We start from the raw sequence: 20,267 nt of genomic DNA on the forward strand, positions 1-20,267 counted from the left end.
TCCTCCTGTTTGCTCTCTTATCGATTCTTATCTTATATAGTATTGCTTTTTCAATCCTCTGCCTGATAGGTCAGCTTGCCGCCCTTGATGGTGGCGCACACCTTGCCGTACAGTTCAGCGCCGTCGAACGGGGTGTTGTGAGATTTGGAGTGCAGCTTGTCCTTATCCACGGTGTAGGGGGTATCCAGATCCACCAGCACAAAGTCCGCGTCGTAGCCCGGCTCCAGCTGACCCTTGGCAAGGCCCAGGATCTCGGCAGGGCGGGTGCTCATCAGGTGCACCAGCACTTCCAGCGGCAGGCCTTCCTGCTTGCAGAGCTTGGTGTAGCAGACGCCGAAAGCGGTCTCGCTGCCCACCATACCGGCCATGCCCTTGAGCTTGTCCTCTTCGGAGTGGGGCGCGTGGTCGGTTGCAATGGCATCCACGATGCCGGTGCGGATGCCGTCCACCAGCGCCTGCACATCGTCGGCGGTGCGGATGGGCGGGTTCACACGGTAATCGCAGGTATCATTGGTGAACCACAGGTGGTGCGGGGTCACCTCGCAGGTGACGGGTGCCCCCCGCAGCTTTGCCATCTGGATGGCATCCAGCGCACCGCGAGTGGACACGTGGCACATGTGCAGCTTGGTCTGGTAGTATTCGCTCAGCCAGCAGTTGCGCACCGTCTCGATATCCTCAGCCAGACGGTAGTCCCACGGGCTGATCTCCATATCCTCGGCGTGGCTCATCACGGTGATATCCTTCTGGGTGCAGATGGCGAAAGCCTTTGCCATGGTGGCATTGTCCTGCACGCCGTGGCCGTCCTCGGTGATGAACTTCACACCGGCAGGCAGGGTCTTGAGGTGGTCGATGCTCACACCGTCAAAGTTCTCGGTGATGGAGACGGTCTGGTTCACATCGCACAGGCCTACTTCGGCAGCCTTCTGCTCCACCATGAACGCCTGTGCCGCAGAAGAGCACACCGGCTTTGTGTTGGGCATCAGGTTCACGAAGGTGTAACCGCCGGCAGCTGCGGCGCGGCTGCCGGTCTCGATGTCCTCCTTGTACTCAAAGCCCGGGGTGCGCCAGTGGCAGTGCAGATCCACAAAGGCGGGCAGCACGGTCAGCCCGCCGGCATCAATGACCGTTTCGTTCTCCCCGGCCAGTGCCTCCAGCTCCTGGCCGACCGCCGCGATCTTTCCGTCCCTGACGAACAGCTCCACGGGGCGTCCTTCCGTGTTGACAGCGTTTACAAGCAGCATGGTACGATACCTCCCTGTTTTTGGTGTGCGCTCGATTGGGCAAAAAAAAGAACTTTTCCTCAAATGGAAAAGTTCGAATTACGCAAAAAAGGAAACACGGAACCCACTGCAAAAAAGGCAGCAAACTGATTTTCCAGTTTTGCGTTCATTTTTGACAGCATGTCGGCGTCTCCTTTGTTCGTGCATTTTGTTTCGTTATATTTTAGCATAGAAGCGCGAAATGTGTCAATGCTTCCGGGCTTTTTTCTTTGTAAAAAGGTTTCGGGCCGAACTCAGCAAATTTTAGCTACTCTACCGAAAAACCAAAATCCCCCCTCCGAACCGGAAATTTGAGGCCGCAATTCCTAGCAAAACACTGTACATTAAAGTTCAGATGTGTTATCATAATACTCAAACGAGAGAGCCGCCGCGGGCGGCATTGGAAAAGGGAGGGTTTCCCACATGGGTTTGTTGGAGGACGCGCGGAACATCCAGCGCAAGGACCCCGCTGCACGCAACGTGCTGGAGGTCATTTTGCTGTATCCGGGCTTTCACATTCTGGTGTATCACCGCATTGCGCACTGGCTGTATGAGCGCGGGCACTTTTTTCTGGCGCGATGGGTCAGCCAGCGCGGCCGGCATAAGACCGGCATCGAGATCCACCCCGGTGCCACCATCGGCAGATGCCTGTTTATCGACCACGGCATGGGCATCGTGTTCGGTGAGACCTGCGAGATCGGGGACAACTGCACCATCTACCACGGTGTCACTCTGGGCGGCACCGGCAAGGACACCGGCAAGCGCCACCCCACTCTGGGCAACAACGTGCTGATCGGTGCAGGCACCAAGGTCCTTGGCCCGGTGTATATCGGGGACAACTCCCGCATCGGCGCAGGCAGCGTGGTGCTGCGCAATCTGCCTGCCAACTGCACCGCTGTGGGCGTGCCCGCCGAGGTGGTGCGCATCAACAACAAGGCCGTGAACCCGGCGGACGATCTGGACCAGCAGGATCTGCCCGATGTGGTCGCCCAACGCATCACCGACCTCGACCGCCGCATCAGCGCCATGGAGAAGGCCGCGCAGGGCGATGTGCCGCCGACCATCCACGACATCCGGAAACGCAGCCCGAAATGACCGGCATCCTGCCGCAGCAAAAAACATCCTGACCGGATTCGTCCGGTCAGGATGTTTTTTCCGTCAAGATGTGTTTTCAAGCGCTGACATGGGAACTCATTCCGCACGGCGGCGGGCTTTGTCCGCATACCCCTGATCGTGCCGTTTCAGCTCCCAGAATGTGAGCCGTGTCATCAGATACAGCGGCACCCGGAACCGGAAAAAGAACAGTGGGACATAGCGCTTCCGGTTGTTCCAAAATTCCTTGAGGGGCGCTTTCGAAAGGTGCCGGAGCGTCGGGCAGTCGTCGATCATCTTCCGCCAAGCGCGCCAGGCCTGGATCGGGCCATCCGGATTTGCGGGGTTGAAATAGCACTTGTCCAACAGACGAACATACGTCTTCATGAGCCAGATATCGTAGGCCGCCCAGAAGTCTGCGTCCTTCTTTTCCCGCTGGCCGAATTCCACGACCCGCTGATCGACTGTATCCAGATAGCCCGGCAGCCGCTTGTCGTGAATATGGCACATGGAGTCCGGACGCAGCCGATAATAGTAAAGGTCTTTGTCCAGAAGCCCCACGGAATGCGCCCGCTCCAGCAGGTTCAGGTTCCAGATCATGTCTTCGCACTGCTTCAGGCTCTCATCAAAATAGAGATGGTTCTCTTCCAGAAAGTCTCTCCGCACCAGTTCGATCCAGCAGGCTCCGAAATAATACGGCACGGCGCGGTGATATTCATCCAGCAGACCGAGCTGCAGCGCGTTCAGCAGTTCTCGCCCGCCGGTGCGGTAGGTTCCCGTGCGAAGCGGGCTGGGCTGCGGCAGCGGCTGTCCTTCCGGATACGGCATATAGCTGAAGGCGATCAGGTCCACTGCATCGCTCGCGACCGCCATGACCGATTCCAGCAGATCCGATTTCCACAGATCATCCGAATCCACACAGATGATCCACTCCCCGCTTGCTGCCCGCAGGCCCGTGTTCCGCGCCGCAGGCAGACCCCGGTTCTCCTGATGGATCACCCGGATACGCGGGTCTTTTTTCGCATACTCTTCGCAGATCATCGGGCAGCGGTCCGGCGAACCATCGTCCACAAGAATGATCTCGACATTCTCATACGGTTGTTCCAGAATGCTGTCCACACAGGTTTGAAGATAGGCTTCCACCTTGTAGACCGGAACGATGACGCTGACCAGCGGCTGCTTCGCACACTTTGTTTTCATCCGCATTTCCTCCAGAGCTTTTCCGCTCTTATTTTAACATGCGGCCTCCCCTGTTTCAAGAAGTTTGAAAAAAGTCCGCTCAACCGATCCCGGAACAAAGTTCCTTTACTTTCTGGGCCGCAGCCGCCACGAGCTGGCTGACGGGCTGATCCGGCACACCGACCACGTAGTTCTCGCAGTGGTTGATGGGCACGAGCACCCTCTTGGCCCCGCTCTGGCAGACCGCAGCCGCCATGGCGGGCGTGATCTCGCCCAGCAGTGCATCCGCAACGACGATGCCGATGGGCCCCACGATGATATCCGCGCTGCGGCAGTTCACCACCACGGCGTTCTCGCCGGTGGCGGCACGCGGGGCACCGGCCTTGCGCATGGCGTTTGCCGCCAGACTGTTGGTGCCCACCGCAGTCAGTTCTGCCTCCGGGCAGGCCGCTGCCAGGGCAGACACCAGCTGCCGGCCCAGACCGCCGCCCTGCCCGTCGATGACGAGCACATTCATCGGCTGCATCAGAAGTCGATCTCCTCAAGGCGCAGCAGCGCGATGATATAGATCTTCACGGCTTCCAGCAGCTTGTCGATGGGTGCCGCTTCGTTTGCACCGTGCATCGGGCCGCCGAACTCCGGCAGCGGCAGGTCCACATGCTCGGGGCCAAAGCTGACCGCATAGGGGAAGTGGCGGGCATAGGTGCCGCCGCCCATGGTGAAGGGCTTGGCGTTCTCGCCGGTCACTTCGTTGTAGGTGTTGATGCAGGCCTTGATGGCAGGGGTGTCGGCCCCGATGTAGAACGGCTCCGCGCTCTCGACGTTTTCGAGGGAAGCACCCTCGCCGATGGCCGCACGGATCTGCTCTGCCATCCGGTCGCCGGTGGTGCAGGTGGGATAGCGGCTGTCCAGCGTCTGCACGAATCGGCCCTCCCGCATGAAGATGCGGCCGCCAATCACGGTCAGCGGGCCAAAGGGGCCGTCGGCACAGGCGACACCGATGCCCTCACCGGCCGTGGAAGAGTGCAGCTTTTTCAGCGCTTCCAGATAGGCGCGCTCGGTCTCATTGCACAGGCCATTGTCCAGCAGGTAGTTCACCACCAGACCAATGGCGTTCACGGTGCCCTGCGGCATGGCTGCGTGGCCGGACTTGCCCCAGCCGCGGATGCGCACGCCGTCGCCTTCCGGCTCCAGCGTGATGTTCGGGGCATTCTTCAGCTTGGAGATGTCGGTCCTGACCAGCGCGCTTGCACGGTCGGGCACGGCGTTGTTTGCCACACCGCCCACGAAATCCTTGATCTCACCGTTGCAGACCGGGCTGACCAGCTCAGCGCCGAAGTGTCCCTTCTCGCCGTTGCACACCGGGAACTCGGCATCCGGGGTGAAGCAGAAGACCGGGGCCGGGTAATGCTTGAGGTAATACTTCACATCGGCCATGCTGGTCTCCTCGTTGTCGCCGACGAGGGCGCGGATGGGGTACTTGAGCGAATAGCCCTGCTCCTTGAGGAACTTCAGGGCATACAGAATGGTGATCATGGGGCCTTTGTCGTCGGCCACACCGCGGCCGATGAGCCAGTCGTCCCGGACCTCCATCTGGAACGGGTCGGCCGTCCAGCCGTTGCCCACGGGCACCACGTCCACATGGCAGATGGTCGCCAGATACTTTTCAGGGTCCTTGCCGGCCAGCTCTGCATAGCCGATGTAGTTTTCGCAGTTGCGGGTGGCAAAGCCCATGCCCGCAGCCAGCTCCAGCGTCTTGTCCAGCGCTGCGCGTGCACCCTGGCCAAAGGGTGCGCCCTCTGCGGGGGTGCTCTCCACACTGTTGATGGAAACAAGTGCCTCAATATCCTTGAGCCACTGCTCCTTGTTCGCCGCAATGAATGCGTCGATCTTCTGGTTCAAAGCCTGATCCATGGTTGGTTCGTCCTTTCTTTTGTCTTAACAGACACATTGCTGTTTATTCTAACACATTTCGCGCAAGATTGCCATCCCGGCAGCCGCCGTCATACCGCAAACAGGCTGCTGGCCGCGCCCAGAACGCCCATGCTGGCCAGACCCATGATGATGCCCGCCAGCAGCACGCCGCCCATGCAGGCCTTGACCACGTCCTTGAACTTCATATCCAGGATCGAGCCCGCCAGCGTCCCGGTCCACGCGCCGGTGCCCGGCAGCGGGATACCCACGAACAGCAGCAGCGCCACGGTCAGACCTTTGCCGGCCTTCTCTTCCAGCTTGCGGCCGCCTTTTTCGCCCTTGACGATGCAGAACTTGCAGATGGGCCCGATAAGGGGCTTGTGGTAGCCCCAGATCAGGAATTTGCGTGCAAACAGATAGATGAACGGCACCGGCAGCATATTGCCAAGCACACAGATGACGTAGGTGGGCAGCACCGGCAGGCCCAGACCCAGGCCGATGGGGATGGCACCGCGCAGCTCCACCACGGGCACCATCGAGACGAAGAAGACGAGCAGATAGTTCTTGAGCATGGATACTCTCCTTTGTTGATTCAAAATGAATGGAATCTCACAGGTCAATGTCCAGCTCCACCGGGCAGTGGTCTGAGCCGAAGATCTCGTTGTGGATCTCCGCCGCGCGGATCTTATCGGCAATGCGGCGGGACACGATGAAGTAATCGATGCGCCAGCCCGCATTCTTCTCGCGGGCGTGGAAGCGGTAGCTCCACCAGCTGTACTTCACCTCGTCCGGGTGCAGCACGCGGAAGCTGTCGGCAAAACCTGCGTCCAGCAGTTCGGTCATTTTGCCGCGCTCCTGATCGGTAAAGCCTGCGCTCATGTGGTTGGTCTTGTCGTTCTTGATGTCCTGTTCGGTGTGGGCAACATTCAGATCGCCGCACAGGATCACCGGCTTTTTTGCGTCCAGTGCCAGCAGGTAGGCACGGAAGGCATCCTCCCACTCCATGCGGTAGTCCAGACGCTTCAGCCCGTCCTGACTGTTGGGGGTATAGCAGTTCACCAGCCAGAACCCCGGGTATTCCAGCGTGAGCACACGGCCCTCGTGGTCGTGCTGCTCAATGCCGATGCCGGTGGTCACGGACAGCGGCTGCTCACGGCACCAGCAGGCCGTGCCGGAGTAGCCCTTCTTCTCGGCAGAATAGGTATACTCGGTGTAGCCATCCGGCGCAAAATCCGCCTGACCGGGCTGCATCTTGGTCTCCTGCACCGAAAAGATATCGGCATCCAGAGCCGCAAAGCTCTCGGCAAAGCCATGGGTCAGGCAGGCGCGCAGGCCGTTGACGTTCCAGCTGATCAGTTTCATCACATCGCTCCTTTGATGTTATGCCTGATATTTGGTTTTCCATACACCGCTGCGGAAGCGGGCGGCAAAACAGGTCACACGGCAGACCCAGTCCACCACCATGGCGATCCAGACACCGACCGCGCCCAGCCCCATCCGGACACAGATGAGGTAGCTGAAGCCCAGCCGCCACACCGCCATGCTCAGGATGGACACGATCATGGTGAACTTCACATCGTTGGCTGCACGCAGGGCGTTGGGCAGCACGAAGGAGGTCGGCCACAGGAACAACGCGCAGCCCGCATGGATCTGTACCAGCAGGATGGCCAGTTCCATGGTCTCACCGGAAAGTTCATAGATGCCCACCAGCGGCTTCACGAACAGCAGGATCGCGCCATTGGAAAGGCTCATGGTAAGGTACGCCCAGAGCAGCAGCTTGCGGGTATAATAAACAGCCTGCTCGTCGTCCCGCGCACCGATGCAGCGGCCCACCACCGTGATCATAGCAAGGCTGAGGGCCTTGCCGGGGATCACGCCCATGCCGTCCAGATTGTTTGCCACGGCGTTTGCTGCGATCTGCACTGTGCCGAAGGTGGAGATCATGCTCACCACCAGAATGCGTCCGGCCTCGAACAGGCTGTTCTCAAAGGCGGACGGGATGCCGATGCCCAGAATGCGCCGGGACAGCCCGGCATCCAGCCGCAGCGTTTTGGGGATGCTCAGCACATTGCCGGTCTCCTTATGATAGCACTTGCGCAGGATAAGGGCCGCTGCCACCACACGAGACAGCACGCTGGGCCATGCAACACCGTCTACGCCCATTTTAAATCCGAAGATGCACACTGCGTTGCCCACAATGTTGATCACGTTCATCAAAAAGCTGATCTGCATGGAGATCTTGGAGTTGCCCATGCTGCGGAACAGTGCCGCACCGCCGTTATACAGTGCCAGAAACGGATAGCTGAGGGCGATCACCTTCAGGTAGCGCACACCGGCGTCCAGTACGTCGGCTTCGATCGAGCCATAAAACAGGCGGATCATGGGCCGGGCCATCACAAAGCAGACGACGCCCACCGCCGCGCCGAACAGGCCGCTGAGCAGGATGAGCTGACCGGCGCTGGCATCCGCATGCTTCTGCTCCCTGGCCCCCAGATACTGGCTTACCACCACTGCGCCGCCAGTGGCCAGCGCCGCAAACAGCACGATGATGAGGTTGTTGATCATGTCCACAAGGCTGACACCGGAAATGGCCGCTTCGCCGCAGCGGGACACCATCATGGTATCGGCCATACCCACGGTCACTTCCAGCAGCTGCTCCACCAGCAGCGGGCCGGTCAGCAGCAGCAGTTCCTTTTGTGTGAACAGCGGCTTCCGCCCTCCGAACCGGATTTTTTCTTTGGTGATCGTTCGTTCCATAGAGTTCCTCACGTTTCGTTTTCCGGGCCGCCGGGCGCAAAAAGGCCCGGCTCCCCTCCTGCCGTCTTTGCAGGCCGCAATGCCGCATTTTAACATGCTTGTATTCATCTTAACACACCCGGTTTCGGTTGTAAAGAATCCATCTGCGGATTTTGCAGATTCTTTTCCTACCCACGTGTTTTTGCGGATGTTCCCGGCCCTAGGGGAGCTTGTTTTATCAGTTTTGCCGAGAATGTTCTGCCAATTTTGTGCGTTGTGACAAAATATCAGATTTTTGTTCGATTTCCAGAACTTTTTTCAAAAAACCTCTTGCATTTTGCTTCGAAAAGTGCTATCTTGTATCCAACAAGAGCAGCAGTGGGATACAACGACTGCGACGAGCTTTGCCCCCACGGCTCTTGTGTTCATCCTTCTAATTTATATTGCTATTTTCTTCATTTACCTTCTTATCATTTACCCTGTCCTGTACGGGACAGAAAAAGCGCTTCCCCAACCTGCATGGGGAAGCGCTTTTTCGTACCCTCTCCGTCAACGCATTCGCGTTGCCAGCTCTCCCAAAGGGAGAGCCCTTGGCAGGCTGGGCAACCCCCTGCTGAACGCTGAACGTTTTCGAATCCCGTAAACGAAAGTGCTCCGCTGTCAAGACCAGCGGCATCTACACGATAGCTCTAACAAAAGAGCGTTTTTGCAGATGCTGTGAATCGAAACAGCGGAGCACTCTATTTTATGGTTTCGAGAAACTCTGTTCATTCAGCACGATCAAAACCGGCTCGCCAGTGGCTCCCCCTCTGGGGGAGCTGGCGCGTCAGCGACTGAGAGGGCATATCTTCCGAAAGGCTTCCCGCACCTCACCGGAGAAGTACAGCGTCCCCAGCGCACAGACGGGGCCGGTGCCGCCCAGCTCCACCGCGCGGGCCACTCCGGCTTCGATGGACGGGGCAGGCTCCGCCGTGCCGCCCCGCACCCGGATGTGTTCTGCCAGCGTTTCGGCAGGCATGGCGCGCGGCGTGTGCGCCGCCACCGTGACGAACCGGTTTGCCAGCGGGAGCAGAAGCTCCAGCATCTGGTCCACATCCTTGTCTGCCATGATGCTGACCAGAAAAACGAACTTCTGCCCGGGGAAGCGGTCTCTCAGGCTCTGCACCGTGGCACGCATTCCGTGGGCGTTGTGGCTGCCGTCCAGCAGGAAAGCAGGCGTGTGCCGCAGCAGCTCGAACCGGCCCGGCCAGCGGACGCTCTCCAGCCCCTGCCGGATGGCCTCCTCCGGGATGTTCCAGCCCTTTTCCCGCAGTACCCTCAACACCGTGATGGCGACGGCGGCATTCCGGGGCTGGTAGCTGCCAATGAGAGGCAGGCGCACCCCGTTCAAGCCGTCGAAGTCAAAGGTCACTTCGTCCAGGTCGCCGCCTTCCACGGTCAGCTTCGAAAAATCGACCACATGGAGCGGGGCGTTCTGCTCTGCCGCCGTGCGGGCGATGACGGCGTCGGCCTCCGGCACGCCGCCGTAGCTCACCACCGGGCACTCTTCCTTGATGATCCCCGCCTTGGCGGCGGCAATGTCCGCAAGGGTGGGGCCAAGCTCCTTCACATGATCCATGCCCAGTGCCGTGATGACTGCGCACTCCGGGGCATCAATGACGTTGGTGGAATCCAGCGTGCCGCCAAGGCCCACCTCCAGCACCACGATCTCACATTTCTGCTGGGCAAAATAGAGCATCCCCAGCGCCGTGATGATCTCAAACTCGGTGGGCACATCTTCCATGGCATCGGCGGCGGGCCGGATCGTTTCCACCAGGCGCACCAGTTCCTCGTCGCTGATCTGCACGCCGTTGATCTGAATGCGCTCGTTGAAGCGGTTGATGAAGGGCGAGGTGTACAGGCCCACCCGATAGCCCGCGGCCTGCAGGCAGGACGCCATCATGGCGGCGGTGCTGCCCTTGCCGTTGGTGCCTGCAACATGCACGAATCTGAGCTGTTTGTGCGGGTCGCCCAGTGCGGCCAGCAGGGTGCGGGTGCGCGTCAGGCCGGGCTTGTGGCCGGCCCACTGGACCGCATGGATGTATTCCATTGCTTCTTCGTAGTTCATGATGCCACGTTCCTTCAGAGAGACCCTCTCCATCTATGCAGACAGAGAGGGTCTGGTTTATGCTTTTTTATGCTTTTCGGACCAGAGCGGTCAGCGCCTTGTTTTCCAGCAGGATGCGGACGAGGAGGGTATTCACCACGCTCAGCACCAGCGCGTTGGGGATGCGGGCAGCCAGCAGCGCCCACTGGTAGCCGTAGAAGAGGTGGAGGGCCAGCGAATTGATGACCACAGAGCCCACCAGATGGCCTGCCAGAATGCTGATCTGCAGCCGCAGGCCCAGGCGCATCTCATGCAGAGACCGGTACAGCAGACCGGACACCAGACCCACCGAACCGGCTCCCAGCGTGATGAGCGGGTTGATGGAATAGCCGGACAGGGTGCCGCCGATCATGTCGGCCAGTGCGCCCACGACAAAACCGCCCGCCGGGCCGAACCAGACCGCTGCCAGGTGGGTGGGCAGAGCGCCCAGGTTGAACCGCAGGAATCCGGTGGACACCGTGAACACGCGGGCAAAGATGATGCTCATGGCCGTGAGCAGGGCCAGCATCGTCAGGGTACGAACGGACAATTTGGAATGATTCATCGTTGATCCTCCATTCCGGATGATGCAGGAGAAGACAAAACGCCCTCCCTGTGACAAACCGCACAAAGGAGGGCGTGAATCCAACAACTTTCACTTCCGGGCGGGACGCAAGCCGTCTCGCCTGCACCCAAGTCCATGCAGCAGCGGGATGCAGACCATGCACCGCGGGTACACCTTCGTCCACAGCACAACTCCCCGTTGATGCGGCACTTAACGCACATGGTCTTACTCTGTTGATACTGCTATTATATGCCTTTTTTCGGGCGGTTTCAATCGCACCTCTGCCACAGATTTCACAATTTGAGGCATTCTTTTTTAGAAGTTCTGCCCAAATGTCATTCTTCTTGCCTGCGTTGCTTTTGGTCGAAGTTTGTGATATCCTGTAAGTGCCGCTCCACTCCGGCCCATTTTCATGGAAAGGAGGTGAATCTCATGGAGTACGTAATTTCCTTTGCGCTGTCCGTCGCAGCAAGCGTAGTCGCTTACTACGTCTGCAAGTGGCTTGACGAGCAGTTCTTTGTGAACGGCAAGCACTAACCCCTCAGCAAACAGGAAGCCCCTCGGTATTCGCAGTACCGAGGGGCTTCTTGCTTTTTGTGAATCTCATGGAGATTCAATTTCCTTTGCACTTTTATTATACGCGCCTGTGATGAAAAGTCAAGTCATTCACGGTTTTCTTTGACTGTCAGCGCAAAACGTGATAAGATGGAACAAACTTGATACAGAAAGGACGTATCCGTCTATGAAATTCCATGAGATGACTTACACCCGCCCGGACATCGGTGCCCTGCTGGCCCGGTGCAAAGAGCTGGCCGCCAAAGCCGAATCCGCTGCCTCCGGCGAAGCGCTGGTCGCGGTCTACTACGAGCAGAGCGAAGCCTTTGCGGAGTACAACACCGCCGCGAACCTTGCCAACATCCACTACACCTGCGACACCCGCGACGCTTACTGGAAGGCTGAGCAGGACTTCTTTGATGCCAACGGCCCCGCCGTGACCAACGCCAGCGTGGAGATCAGCCGCGCTTTCCTTGCGAACCCGCATGTGGATGCCCTGACCGAAAAATTCGGCACCACCTGCGTGGCCGGCATGAAGAATGCCGTCCTCAGCATGGACGACCGCACCGTGGAGCTGCAGCAGCAGTTCAATGCTCTGGTGAGCCGCTACCAGCAGATCTACGGCGGTGCGCTGGTGGAGCTGGACGGCAAACAGCTCACCATCCCGCAGCTGGGCCCTTACAAGGAGGATCTGGACCCTGCCGTGCGCCGCGCCGCCTACGAGGCCGAGGCCGGTTACTTTGACGCCCATCGTGCCGAGCTGGACGAGCTGTACGGCGAGATCGTGAAGAACCTGAATGCACAGGCCCGGGTGATGGGCTACCACGACTACAGCGAGCTCTCCTACGTCCGCATGAACCGCATCGGCTACGGCCCGGAGGAGATCCGGAAATTCCGCGATCAGGTGGCAAACGATGTGGTGCCCCAGCTGCAAAAGGTCATCGAGCTGCGCAAAAAGCGCACCGGCATCGAGCACCTGACCTTCACCGACCTGCCGGTCTCCTTCCGGGACGGCAACCCCAGGCCCATCGAGGGCTACGACGCCCGGATGGCCGCTTCCCGCACCATGTACCATGAGCTTAGCCCGGAAACCGCCGAGTTCATCGACTTTATGCAGGACAACGAGCTGTTCGATGTGGAGAGCCGCCCCGGCAAGATGTCCGGCGGCTACATGACCAGCCTGCCCAGCTACAAGGCCCCCTTCATTTTTGCCAACTGGAACAACACCTCCGGCGATGTGGACGTGCTGACCCACGAGTGCGGCCACGCCTTTGAGGGCTATGTGGCCGAGCGTGATCCCGAAGTGCCCGCCGATCTGGAATGTCCCGGCATGGAGAGCGCCGAGATCCACTCCATGGCCATGGAGTTCCTGACCGCACCGTGGCATCATCTGCTGTTTGGCAAGGACACCGACAAATACGCCCTGCTGCACGCCGAGGACAGCTTCCTCTTCCTGGCCTATGGCTGCATCGTGGATGAATTCCAGCACCGGATGTACCAGAACCCGGATCTGACCCCCGATGAACGCAATGCCGAGTGGCTCAAGCTGGAAAAGAAGTACCGCCCGTGGATCGATTTTGACAATCTGCCCTTCTATGGCCGCGGTGCAGGCTGGCAGCGTCAGCTGCACATTTATGAGTGCCCCTTCTACTATATCGACTACTGCCTGTCTACCATGGCCGCACTGCAGTTCTTCCTGCTGAGCCTTGACGACCACAAGGACGCATGGGAGCGCTACCTGCGCCTTGTGCGCCGTGCAGGCATGGCCAGCTACGCGGAACTGTGCGAGACGGCCGGTCTGAAGGTTCCCTTCACCGATGGTTCCATCAAGGCCATCGCCGAGGAAATGGAGCAGTGGATCGCCGCCCATCAGGTCTGAGCGAAACCGAACGAAACCTCTTGAGTTCCCGCGCGAGTTTTGCTATGATTAGAAAAAATGGAGCTGCCCCACGCGGGCATCAGAAGGTGTGCCCCTACTGCCAGAGCGAGATCTCTATCAAGGCAGTGCGCTGCCCCCACTGCACCAGTAAGCTGGAGGGCTTCCCGGAGATCAACGACTGACCTGTTTTTCAAGATGCAAAAACGACCCCCTCCATCCAGTCGGATGGAGGGGGTCATGCTTTCCCGTCTTACAGCACAATAAACGTGCAGGTCGCAGAAGGCAGAACGAGTTCGCCCGCCGGAGCTGCTGCCGGGGTGATCTCCGGCAGCGCATTGCCTTCGCCCAGGACCAGCGCCTTGCCGTTGCAGAGCATGGTCTGGGAGCGCAGGGTCTCGGCGGAGAGCTGGTAGACCTCCGCTTCCTTCGGCAGGGTGACGGTGGTGGTCTCCGTCAGGCTGTTGTTGATGACCAGATACGCCTTGCCCGGCTTGCCGTCCGCACGAGAGTGGGCGTAGACGTGCGCACCCTCGCGGATAGGCTCTGCGGCGTCGTAGACGGTGGTGCCCATCAGACGGTTCCAGAGCAGCACCGCGAAGTAGTTGGGGCGCGGGTCAAAGACTTCGGGCTTCAGATAACCGTAGTCACTGGAGGCCAGGGTGTTGTGGAAGATGATGCCTCTGGTCACGACCGAGAAGCTGCCCAGCTCGTTCAGGGTGCGGAAGACATCCAGATAGGTGGAAGCCCAGGTGTCGCCGCCGCCGCCCGCGTCGCCTGCTTCGGTGACCCACATCTCGCCGCCGGGGCAGTAAATGTCCCGCTTTTCGGCGTGGAACTTTGCCATGTTGGAAGCGACCGCCAGATACTCTTCGGTGTGTGCCTTGTCGGCTTTCCAGTGAGCAAACGGCATCACAGGCTCCAAACGCTCGGACACGCCATTGTAATAGTGGTAGCTGTAAACGTCCAGCTTCTCCTGGGCACCCTTCATCAGGTCGTCGGTCGAGCACTGGGGCAGGATGTCGCCGACTCCGCCGCCCTGTGCCTTCTCGCCGTGCTTCTTCAGCACACCTTCGGTGGAGCAGGGGCCGACAAAGGAACAGTCGGGGTAGTTCTCATGCAGCCAGCGGATGAAGATGTCCTGATCGCGGACATACTGCTCGGTAGTGTAGCCCTTGGGGCAGCCGGACATAGCCAGCAGGTTGGGCTCGTTGACGAACTCCGCCGCATCGATGGCCTTGCCGTACTCCTTGCTCAGGGCAAAGATCTGCTCTGCCTGGCTGGGGTTCCAGGGCTCGTCGGCGTGGTGCAGACCCTCACAGTCAGCCACCGAGATCAGGAGCTTTGCGCCGATGTCTTTGCAGAAATCCAGCACACCGAGCCACTGCTCGCGGGTCAGGATGGCGTTGTAGCCCTCCGGGACGACACCGTTCGTATGGCCGTCGAAGTCGTAATAGGTCTTGGTGGACCAGGTGCCGGACACGCGCACCCAGGCCGGGCCGATCTCTTTGGCCAGCTTGCGCAGCTTCTTGTCGGAGAGGTCGATGGGGTCATAATACTGCATCAGGTCGGTGCTTGCGGTCGCGTTGCCGAGGAAGCCGCCCTTGAGGACGAACGGCTCTGTACCCGCGATCTGAGCGGGGGTGTAGGCCTTCCAGAAGGTACCGCCGGTAACTTCGGTCATCTCGACGTTGTAGGAGACCAGCCGCTCGTTGCCAACGTGCAGCTCGCGCAGGGAGCCGGGATTCAGGTTCACGAATTGTGCCATGGGAATTTCTCCTTTTCTCAAATTTTTTGTCTGCATCCATAATACCATTTTTTCGGCCAGACCATGAGGACGATTTCGTGATAAAACCGTAAAATATTTCAATTTTGAAGAAACGAGCTGTACAAGACACAGTCTTGGCAAAACACAAGAAACTTACAAAGCGAGCCTCTTCTTTACCTTTCCGGCGGTTCCGCCCCAAAGGTTTTACCCACTCTTTTCCCGGCCATGGTTTCGGGCGGCGGGATAAAACGGTAGAATGAAACCGTTCCCAGAGAGTATGCGAAGACAGGTCCGGGAGGACCGAAAAGAGAGGATAAATGCTATGAAAGAGAGCAAGATCACCCGCCGCAATTTCCTGAAGGTCGGTGCTGTGGCATCGGCTGCCGGTCTGTTGAGCGCTGCCCCCGTGGCCGCCAGCGCAGCCGCACCGGCTGCCTCTGCTGCTGAGGAGGAGAACTGCATCCTCGGCCTGACCAAAAAGCCCAAGTATGTTTTCCTGTTCATCGGCGACGGCATGGGCACTGCCCAGATCCAGTCCGCACGTTTTTATAAAGGCACCACCGAGAATAACGGTGCCGTCACCGAGGGCGAGCTGAGCTTCACATCCTTCCCCGAAGTCGGCAGTGTGACTACCTACGACAGCACTTCTTTCTGCCCGGACTCCGCTTCCACCGCAACCTCCATCGCCACTGGCCACAAGACCGAGAGCGGTGTCATCAATATGTGCCCCTGGACCCGCGATGTGCCCTATGAGACCATTGCCGAAAAGCTGCACGCCCAGAAGGGCTACAAGGTGGGCGTCATCTCCTCGGTCAACATCGACCACGCCACTCCCGCCGCCTTCTACGCCCATCAGAAGACCCGCAAGAACTACTACCAGATCGGCGTAGAGCTGGCAAACTCCGGCTTTGAATACTTTGCCGGCGGCGAGTTCCAGAAGGTGAACGGCGACGGCACCGGCCCCAACAACCACGAGGTGGCTGCTCAGGCCGGATACAATGTCGTCACCACGCAGGCGGGTGCTGCTGCACTGACCGCAGGCGCAGGCAAGACCCTGATCATTGCCGAAAATCTGGCCGACGGCAAGGCCATGAACTACGCCATGGACGCTGCTGCAGGCGAGTGGCAGCTGACCGACTACGTGAAAAAGGGTATCGAGCTGCTGGATAACCCCAAGGGTTTCTTCCTGATGACCGAGAGCGGTAAGATCGACTGGGCCTGCCATGCAAACGATGCCGCTGCTTCCATCCACGATGTGCTGGAGATGAGCAACGCCGTGCAGGCAGCTGTGGAGTTCCAGAACAAGCACCCCAACGAGACCCTGATCCTTGTCACCGCCGACCACGAGACCGGCGGCATGGCCATCGGCTACAAGACCACCAACTACGACACCTTCCTGACGAACCTGACCCACCAGAAGATGTCCTACGCAAAGTTTGATTCTACCTATGTGCAGGGCTATGTGGCGAACAAGACCCCGTTCGAGGCAGCCATGGCCGACGTCAAGGCAAACTTCGGTCTGACCCTGCCCAGCGACCCGGATGCCGCCAGCGCCGGCAAGCTGCTGCTGACCGACTACGAGGTGGCAAATCTCCGCACGGCCTACGAGCGGACGCTGGAAGTCGGCGCTTCTTCCCAGAGCAAGATGAGCCAGCAGGACTATGAGCTGTACGGTACCTATATCCCGTTCAGCATGGCAATCTGCCACACCATCAACCACAAGTCCGGTATGGATCATACCACCTACGCCCACACCGGTGCCATGGTGAACGTCTACGCCAACGGCGTGGGTGCGGAGAAGTTCGGCGGCGTGTTCGACAACACCGAGATCTATCACAAGCTCGCTGAACTGACCGGCGTGCAGTAACCGCCCCACAAGAAAAGCTCCGTCCCGTTTCGCTGAGGCAGCGAGGGGGACGGAGCTTTTTTCGATTTCAGATGGGGCGCAGCCTCATCCCATTACTTGTTGTAGACCTCTTCCTTCAGCAGGCCCTCGCTCCTGGCGACACAGATGCTGGCGACGGCATCGCCGACGACGTTCAGCGAGGTGACGAGCATCTCGATGGGGCGGTTGATGGCCAGAATGAGGGAGTAGGCCAGCAGAGCGCCGTCGTTGACGAAGCCCACGCCGGACAGGATGGTGAAGAGGATGACGGCACCTGCACCGGGAGCAGCCGGGGTGCCCACCGAGGCCAGCAGAGCCAGCAGGGCCACGACCACCAGCTGGCCGGGGGTGACTGTATAACCGGCGCAGCCCGCGATGAAGACGGTGGCGATGACCTGCATGATGGCGGTGCCATCCATGTTGATGGTCATGCCCAGAGGCAGCACAAAGGAAGCGATGCTCTCATCCACGCCGAACTCCTCCTCGCAGACCTTGATGTTCAGGGGCAGGGTGGCGGCGCTGGACGAAGTCGAGAAACCGAACACGGCCACATTGGCGATCTTGCGGATGAAGGTGATGGGGTTCAGCTTGGCACCCAGAGCGATCACCAGCGGGTAGGCCACCACCAGAAAGACCAGCAGCAGGATCACCGTGACCACCACATAGACCAGTGCCGGCTTGAGGTAGTTGATGCCGTAGATGGCAAAGGTGCGGGTGAGCAGCACGAAGACGGCAAAGGGAGCAAATTTGCTGACAATGAAGTTCAGGAAGACGACCACCACGTCATTCACCTCGCCCAGCAGGCGGCGCAGGGTGGCGGTGCGGCTCTCGCCCAGCGCATTCATGCTCAGGCCGGTGGCCACTGCCAGGAAGACGGCGCTCAGGACTGCACCATTGCTGCCAAAGGCCGTGATGATGTTGGAGGGGATGATGTTCAGCACCACGTTCAGCGGGTTGGAGCCGGTGGAGCCGGTGGCCTCGGTCAGGCCCTCGATGTGGGTGTTGAACAGCCCCATCGAGAAGGTGATGTAGCCCACGCTGCTGGCCAGCAGCAAAGCCAGGAAAGAGCACAGCAGGAACCAGAACAGGGTCTTGGCCGAGATGCGCCCCATGGTGCGGGTGTCGGCAATGCTGCCGATGGCCAGCGCGATGGAGGTGAACACCATCGGGACGATGACCAGCTGCAGCGCCTTAATAAAGAGCTGGCCAATGATATAGAAGATGCCGAAGGAGCGCTCTGCGCCCTCTGCGGTGATATCCTGGAACAGGAGATCGTTGATCGTGGTCCAGATCTCACTCTTCCCGCCGGAGATGAGGCTCTCGCGCAGGAACATGAAGGCGAGGCCCGCCGCCAGGCCGCAGACCAGCGAAATGGCCATTCGTTTTGCTAAAGACATACCAGGTTTTTTCGTTTCCATAATACCTTTCCTCACAATCCTTGGTGATACCGGGCCCAGGCCCGCACTTTGTCTATCCTATCATAAGCTGTTCCCCGCTTCAAGAAAAAAACAGACCAAATGCGGCATTTTCTTTCAATAGTCATACTTTTAAGGCGCTGACTGCAAAAAAACACCCGGAAGAAGCTCTTCCGGGTGGGAACACTTATGCCTTGAACTTGAGCAGCGGCACACCGATGGCGGTGTCGCCGGAGGCCACGACCGACATTTCGGACAGGTCATCGCCGTTGGTCACGATGATGGCGGTAGCGGTGGGATGGCCTGCGGCGCGGATGGCGTCCAGATCCACCTTCAGCAGCGGGGTGCCGGCCTTGACCTTGGAGCCTTCCTTCGTCAGAGAGGTGAAGCCCTTGCCCTGCATCTCCACAGTGTCCATGCCAACATGGATCAGGATCTCAATGCCGTCCTCGCTGGTCAGGCCCACGGCGTGCAGGCTTTCGGGTACCTGCGTGACGGTGCCGTCAAACGGAGCATACACGGTCTTGCCGGTGGGCTCGATGCCGCAGCCGCCGCCCAGAATGGCCGATGCGAACGTCTCGTCCGGCAGCTCCTCCAGCGGGATGACCTTGCCTGCCAGCGGCATCATCACCGTCTTCTTTTCGCCCTTGAATTTCGTCTCGGCTGCACCCTTGCCGCCGAACAGCTTATCAAAAAAGCCCATATCATTACCCTTCTTTCTGCGCTGCACACAGCGCGACCTTCATCTGAATAAAGATATCATACTGTGCCGGAAATTGCAATCCGCATCCTGCACAAAGAGACGGGCCGATGTTTGACACTTACAGCAGGGCCAGCAGGCCGTCGATCTCCTCCATGCGGGTGGCCCAGCTGGTGGCAATGCGCATCACGGTGTGGGTGTCGTCGTACTTCTCCCAGAAGCCGAATTTGGCCTTGCCCTCCAGCGCCGCCAGCTGCTCGTTGGAGAAAACGATGAAGATCTGGTTGGTGGGCGAATCCAGGAAGAAGCGGTAACCCTTGTCGGCCAGCCCCTGCTTCAGGGCGTTGGCCGTGGCGATGGCGTTCCGGCTGATGCGGGTGTACAGGTCATCGGTGAACAGCACATCGAACTGCAGGCCCATCAGACGGCCCTTGGCAAGCAGCGCGCCCTGTTGCTTGACCATAGTCATAAAATGCGCCGGCGCCCCATGAGGGAAGACCACGGCCTCGCCGCACAGCGCGCCCACCTTGGTGCCGCCGATGTAGAACACATCCGCCAGCCGGGCCAGGTCGGGCAGGGTGACGTCCGTGCCCTCCGCCGCCAGACCGTAGCCCAGGCGTGCGCCATCCATGAACAGGGGCATGTGGTACTCCTGACACACAGCGTGCAGCTCTTCCAGCTCAGCCTTGGTGTACAGGGTGCCGTACTCGGACGGGTGAGAGATATATACCATGCCGGGGAACACCATGTGGTCGTGGTTTCCGTCTGCGTAGAAGGTGGCGCAGAAGTCGCGGACGTCGGCAGCGTCCAGCTTGCCGTTCTTGTGGGGCAGGCCCAGCACCTTGTGGCCGGTGTACTCGATGGCCCCGGCCTCGTGGCCGTTGACATGGCCCGTGGAAGCTGCCACGACCCCTTCCCACCGGTGCAGCATGGACGCAATGACGATGGCGTTGGTCTGGGTGCCGCCGGAGATGAAGGTCACGTCTGCATCCGGGCAGCCGCAGGCAGCGCAGATCTTTGCTTTGGCGCTGGCGCAGTAGGGGTCGGTGCCATAGCCGGGCACCTTTTCAAAGTTGGTCTCGGCCAGCTTTTGCAGGATGGCAGGGTGTGCACCCTCACAGTAGTCGTTCTCAAAGTAAAACATCGTGTTCTGCATCCTCTCTATAATAGGTAACTTTATGATATGCTTTTGCAGCGG

Annotated in this window: 17 protein-coding genes and 1 riboswitch; of the genes, 4 read left to right on the forward strand and 13 right to left on the reverse strand. The window is 59.4% G+C overall.

Features of this window, described 5'->3' with window-relative positions; genetic code table 11:
* Positions 1-50: 50 nt before the first annotated feature.
* Complete coding sequence (locus ACNQFG_RS15360) at positions 51-1,241, reverse strand: dihydroorotase (RefSeq protein WP_423405498.1); 1,191 nt, start codon at positions 1,239-1,241, stop codon at positions 51-53.
* A gap of 441 nt (positions 1,242-1,682) precedes the next feature.
* Between ACNQFG_RS15360 and epsC the strand changes: the two genes are divergently transcribed.
* Positions 1,683-2,354: a serine O-acetyltransferase EpsC gene (epsC, locus tag ACNQFG_RS15365; protein WP_423405499.1), complete on the forward strand. Its 672-nt coding sequence runs from the start codon at positions 1,683-1,685 to the stop codon at positions 2,352-2,354.
* A gap of 96 nt (positions 2,355-2,450) precedes the next feature.
* Here epsC and ACNQFG_RS15370 read toward each other — a convergent pair whose 3' ends face one another.
* The 8 genes from ACNQFG_RS15370 to ACNQFG_RS15405 form a co-directional block, all read right to left on the reverse strand.
* Positions 2,451-3,551, reverse strand: coding sequence for a glycosyltransferase family 2 protein (locus ACNQFG_RS15370; RefSeq protein WP_423405500.1), 1,101 nt, complete (start codon positions 3,549-3,551; stop codon positions 2,451-2,453).
* Between the two features lie 79 nt (positions 3,552-3,630).
* Complete coding sequence (locus tag ACNQFG_RS15375) at positions 3,631-4,047, reverse strand: DUF3842 family protein (RefSeq protein WP_423406608.1); 417 nt, start codon at positions 4,045-4,047, stop codon at positions 3,631-3,633.
* 8 nt (positions 4,048-4,055) lie between these two features.
* A complete protein-coding gene (locus tag ACNQFG_RS15380; RefSeq protein ID WP_423405501.1) occupies positions 4,056-5,444 on the reverse strand; it encodes a Sapep family Mn(2+)-dependent dipeptidase in 1,389 nt (462 codons plus the stop codon).
* An 89-nt stretch (positions 5,445-5,533) separates the two neighbouring features.
* Positions 5,534-6,016, reverse strand: a complete 483-nt coding sequence (locus ACNQFG_RS15385) for a COG2426 family protein (protein ID WP_423405502.1) — start codon at positions 6,014-6,016, stop codon at positions 5,534-5,536.
* Positions 6,017-6,053: 37 nt separating this feature from the next.
* Positions 6,054-6,806: an exodeoxyribonuclease III gene (locus ACNQFG_RS15390; protein WP_423405503.1), complete on the reverse strand. Its 753-nt coding sequence runs from the start codon at positions 6,804-6,806 to the stop codon at positions 6,054-6,056.
* A gap of 18 nt (positions 6,807-6,824) precedes the next feature.
* On the reverse strand, positions 6,825-8,201 hold the full coding sequence (locus tag ACNQFG_RS15395; RefSeq protein WP_423405504.1) for an MATE family efflux transporter: 1,377 nt from the start codon (positions 8,199-8,201) through the stop codon (positions 6,825-6,827).
* An 805-nt stretch (positions 8,202-9,006) separates the two neighbouring features.
* Entirely contained in the window at positions 9,007-10,287 is a 1,281-nt protein-coding gene (locus ACNQFG_RS15400; RefSeq protein ID WP_423405505.1) for a bifunctional folylpolyglutamate synthase/dihydrofolate synthase, read from the reverse strand.
* A 67-nt stretch (positions 10,288-10,354) separates the two neighbouring features.
* Complete coding sequence (locus ACNQFG_RS15405; protein WP_118553961.1) at positions 10,355-10,870, reverse strand: folate family ECF transporter S component; 516 nt, start codon at positions 10,868-10,870, stop codon at positions 10,355-10,357.
* Between the two features lie 139 nt (positions 10,871-11,009).
* A riboswitch (THF riboswitch) is annotated at positions 11,010-11,105 on the reverse strand.
* A gap of 507 nt (positions 11,106-11,612) precedes the next feature.
* Between ACNQFG_RS15405 and ACNQFG_RS15410 the strand changes: the two genes are divergently transcribed.
* Positions 11,613-13,304: a M3 family oligoendopeptidase gene (locus ACNQFG_RS15410; RefSeq protein WP_423405506.1), complete on the forward strand. Its 1,692-nt coding sequence runs from the start codon at positions 11,613-11,615 to the stop codon at positions 13,302-13,304.
* 44 nt (positions 13,305-13,348) lie between these two features.
* A complete protein-coding gene (locus ACNQFG_RS15415; RefSeq protein WP_423405507.1) occupies positions 13,349-13,486 on the forward strand; it encodes a DUF2089-like zinc ribbon domain-containing protein in 138 nt (45 codons plus the stop codon).
* A 68-nt stretch (positions 13,487-13,554) separates the two neighbouring features.
* Here the strand turns inward: ACNQFG_RS15415 and ACNQFG_RS15420 are convergent, their stop codons facing one another.
* Positions 13,555-15,069: a beta-glucuronidase gene (locus tag ACNQFG_RS15420; protein ID WP_423405508.1), complete on the reverse strand. Its 1,515-nt coding sequence runs from the start codon at positions 15,067-15,069 to the stop codon at positions 13,555-13,557.
* 322 nt (positions 15,070-15,391) lie between these two features.
* Here ACNQFG_RS15420 and ACNQFG_RS15425 point away from each other — a divergent pair, with 322 nt between their 5' ends.
* Entirely contained in the window at positions 15,392-16,936 is a 1,545-nt protein-coding gene (locus tag ACNQFG_RS15425) for an alkaline phosphatase (protein WP_423405509.1), read from the forward strand.
* A gap of 92 nt (positions 16,937-17,028) precedes the next feature.
* On the opposite strand, the gene ACNQFG_RS15430 is transcribed toward ACNQFG_RS15425, so the two are convergent.
* The 3 genes from ACNQFG_RS15430 to ACNQFG_RS15440 all read right to left on the reverse strand — a co-directional run bounded on the left by ACNQFG_RS15430 (position 17,029) and on the right by ACNQFG_RS15440 (position 20,213).
* Positions 17,029-18,333: a dicarboxylate/amino acid:cation symporter gene (locus tag ACNQFG_RS15430; protein WP_423405510.1), complete on the reverse strand. Its 1,305-nt coding sequence runs from the start codon at positions 18,331-18,333 to the stop codon at positions 17,029-17,031.
* 223 nt (positions 18,334-18,556) lie between these two features.
* Positions 18,557-19,072, reverse strand: coding sequence for a PTS sugar transporter subunit IIA (locus tag ACNQFG_RS15435; RefSeq protein WP_423405511.1), 516 nt, complete (start codon positions 19,070-19,072; stop codon positions 18,557-18,559).
* Positions 19,073-19,190: 118 nt separating this feature from the next.
* Entirely contained in the window at positions 19,191-20,213 is a 1,023-nt protein-coding gene (locus tag ACNQFG_RS15440; RefSeq protein ID WP_423406609.1) for a threonine aldolase family protein, read from the reverse strand.
* Positions 20,214-20,267 lie beyond the last annotated feature (54 nt).

Source organism: Faecalibacterium prausnitzii, from assembly GCF_049532945.1.
Taxonomy (GTDB): domain Bacteria; phylum Bacillota; class Clostridia; order Oscillospirales; family Ruminococcaceae; genus Faecalibacterium; species Faecalibacterium prausnitzii_N.

What these genes read in the sequence shown, in the direction of transcription:
- ACNQFG_RS15360 (WP_423405498.1), bottom strand. Translation starts at nt 1,241, where the DNA reads ATGCTGCTTGTAAACGCTGTCAACACGGAAGGACGCCCCGTGGAGCTG.
- epsC (WP_423405499.1), top strand. Translation starts at nt 1,683, where the DNA reads ATGGGTTTGTTGGAGGACGCGCGGAACATCCAGCGCAAGGACCCCGCT.
- ACNQFG_RS15370 (WP_423405500.1), bottom strand. Translation starts at nt 3,551, where the DNA reads ATGAAAACAAAGTGTGCGAAGCAGCCGCTGGTCAGCGTCATCGTTCCG.
- ACNQFG_RS15375 (WP_423406608.1), bottom strand. Translation starts at nt 4,047, where the DNA reads ATGAATGTGCTCGTCATCGACGGGCAGGGCGGCGGTCTGGGCCGGCAG.
- ACNQFG_RS15380 (WP_423405501.1), bottom strand. Translation starts at nt 5,444, where the DNA reads ATGGATCAGGCTTTGAACCAGAAGATCGACGCATTCATTGCGGCGAAC.
- ACNQFG_RS15385 (WP_423405502.1), bottom strand. Translation starts at nt 6,016, where the DNA reads ATGCTCAAGAACTATCTGCTCGTCTTCTTCGTCTCGATGGTGCCCGTG.
- ACNQFG_RS15390 (WP_423405503.1), bottom strand. Translation starts at nt 6,806, where the DNA reads ATGAAACTGATCAGCTGGAACGTCAACGGCCTGCGCGCCTGCCTGACC.
- ACNQFG_RS15395 (WP_423405504.1), bottom strand. Translation starts at nt 8,201, where the DNA reads ATGGAACGAACGATCACCAAAGAAAAAATCCGGTTCGGAGGGCGGAAG.
- ACNQFG_RS15400 (WP_423405505.1), bottom strand. Translation starts at nt 10,287, where the DNA reads ATGAACTACGAAGAAGCAATGGAATACATCCATGCGGTCCAGTGGGCC.
- ACNQFG_RS15405 (WP_118553961.1), bottom strand. Translation starts at nt 10,870, where the DNA reads ATGAATCATTCCAAATTGTCCGTTCGTACCCTGACGATGCTGGCCCTG.
- ACNQFG_RS15410 (WP_423405506.1), top strand. Translation starts at nt 11,613, where the DNA reads ATGAAATTCCATGAGATGACTTACACCCGCCCGGACATCGGTGCCCTG.
- ACNQFG_RS15415 (WP_423405507.1), top strand. Translation starts at nt 13,349, where the DNA reads ATGATTAGAAAAAATGGAGCTGCCCCACGCGGGCATCAGAAGGTGTGC.
- ACNQFG_RS15420 (WP_423405508.1), bottom strand. Translation starts at nt 15,069, where the DNA reads ATGGCACAATTCGTGAACCTGAATCCCGGCTCCCTGCGCGAGCTGCAC.
- ACNQFG_RS15425 (WP_423405509.1), top strand. Translation starts at nt 15,392, where the DNA reads ATGAAAGAGAGCAAGATCACCCGCCGCAATTTCCTGAAGGTCGGTGCT.
- ACNQFG_RS15430 (WP_423405510.1), bottom strand. Translation starts at nt 18,333, where the DNA reads ATGGCCATTTCGCTGGTCTGCGGCCTGGCGGCGGGCCTCGCCTTCATG.
- ACNQFG_RS15435 (WP_423405511.1), bottom strand. Translation starts at nt 19,072, where the DNA reads ATGGGCTTTTTTGATAAGCTGTTCGGCGGCAAGGGTGCAGCCGAGACG.
- ACNQFG_RS15440 (WP_423406609.1), bottom strand. Translation starts at nt 20,213, where the DNA reads ATGTTTTACTTTGAGAACGACTACTGTGAGGGTGCACACCCTGCCATC.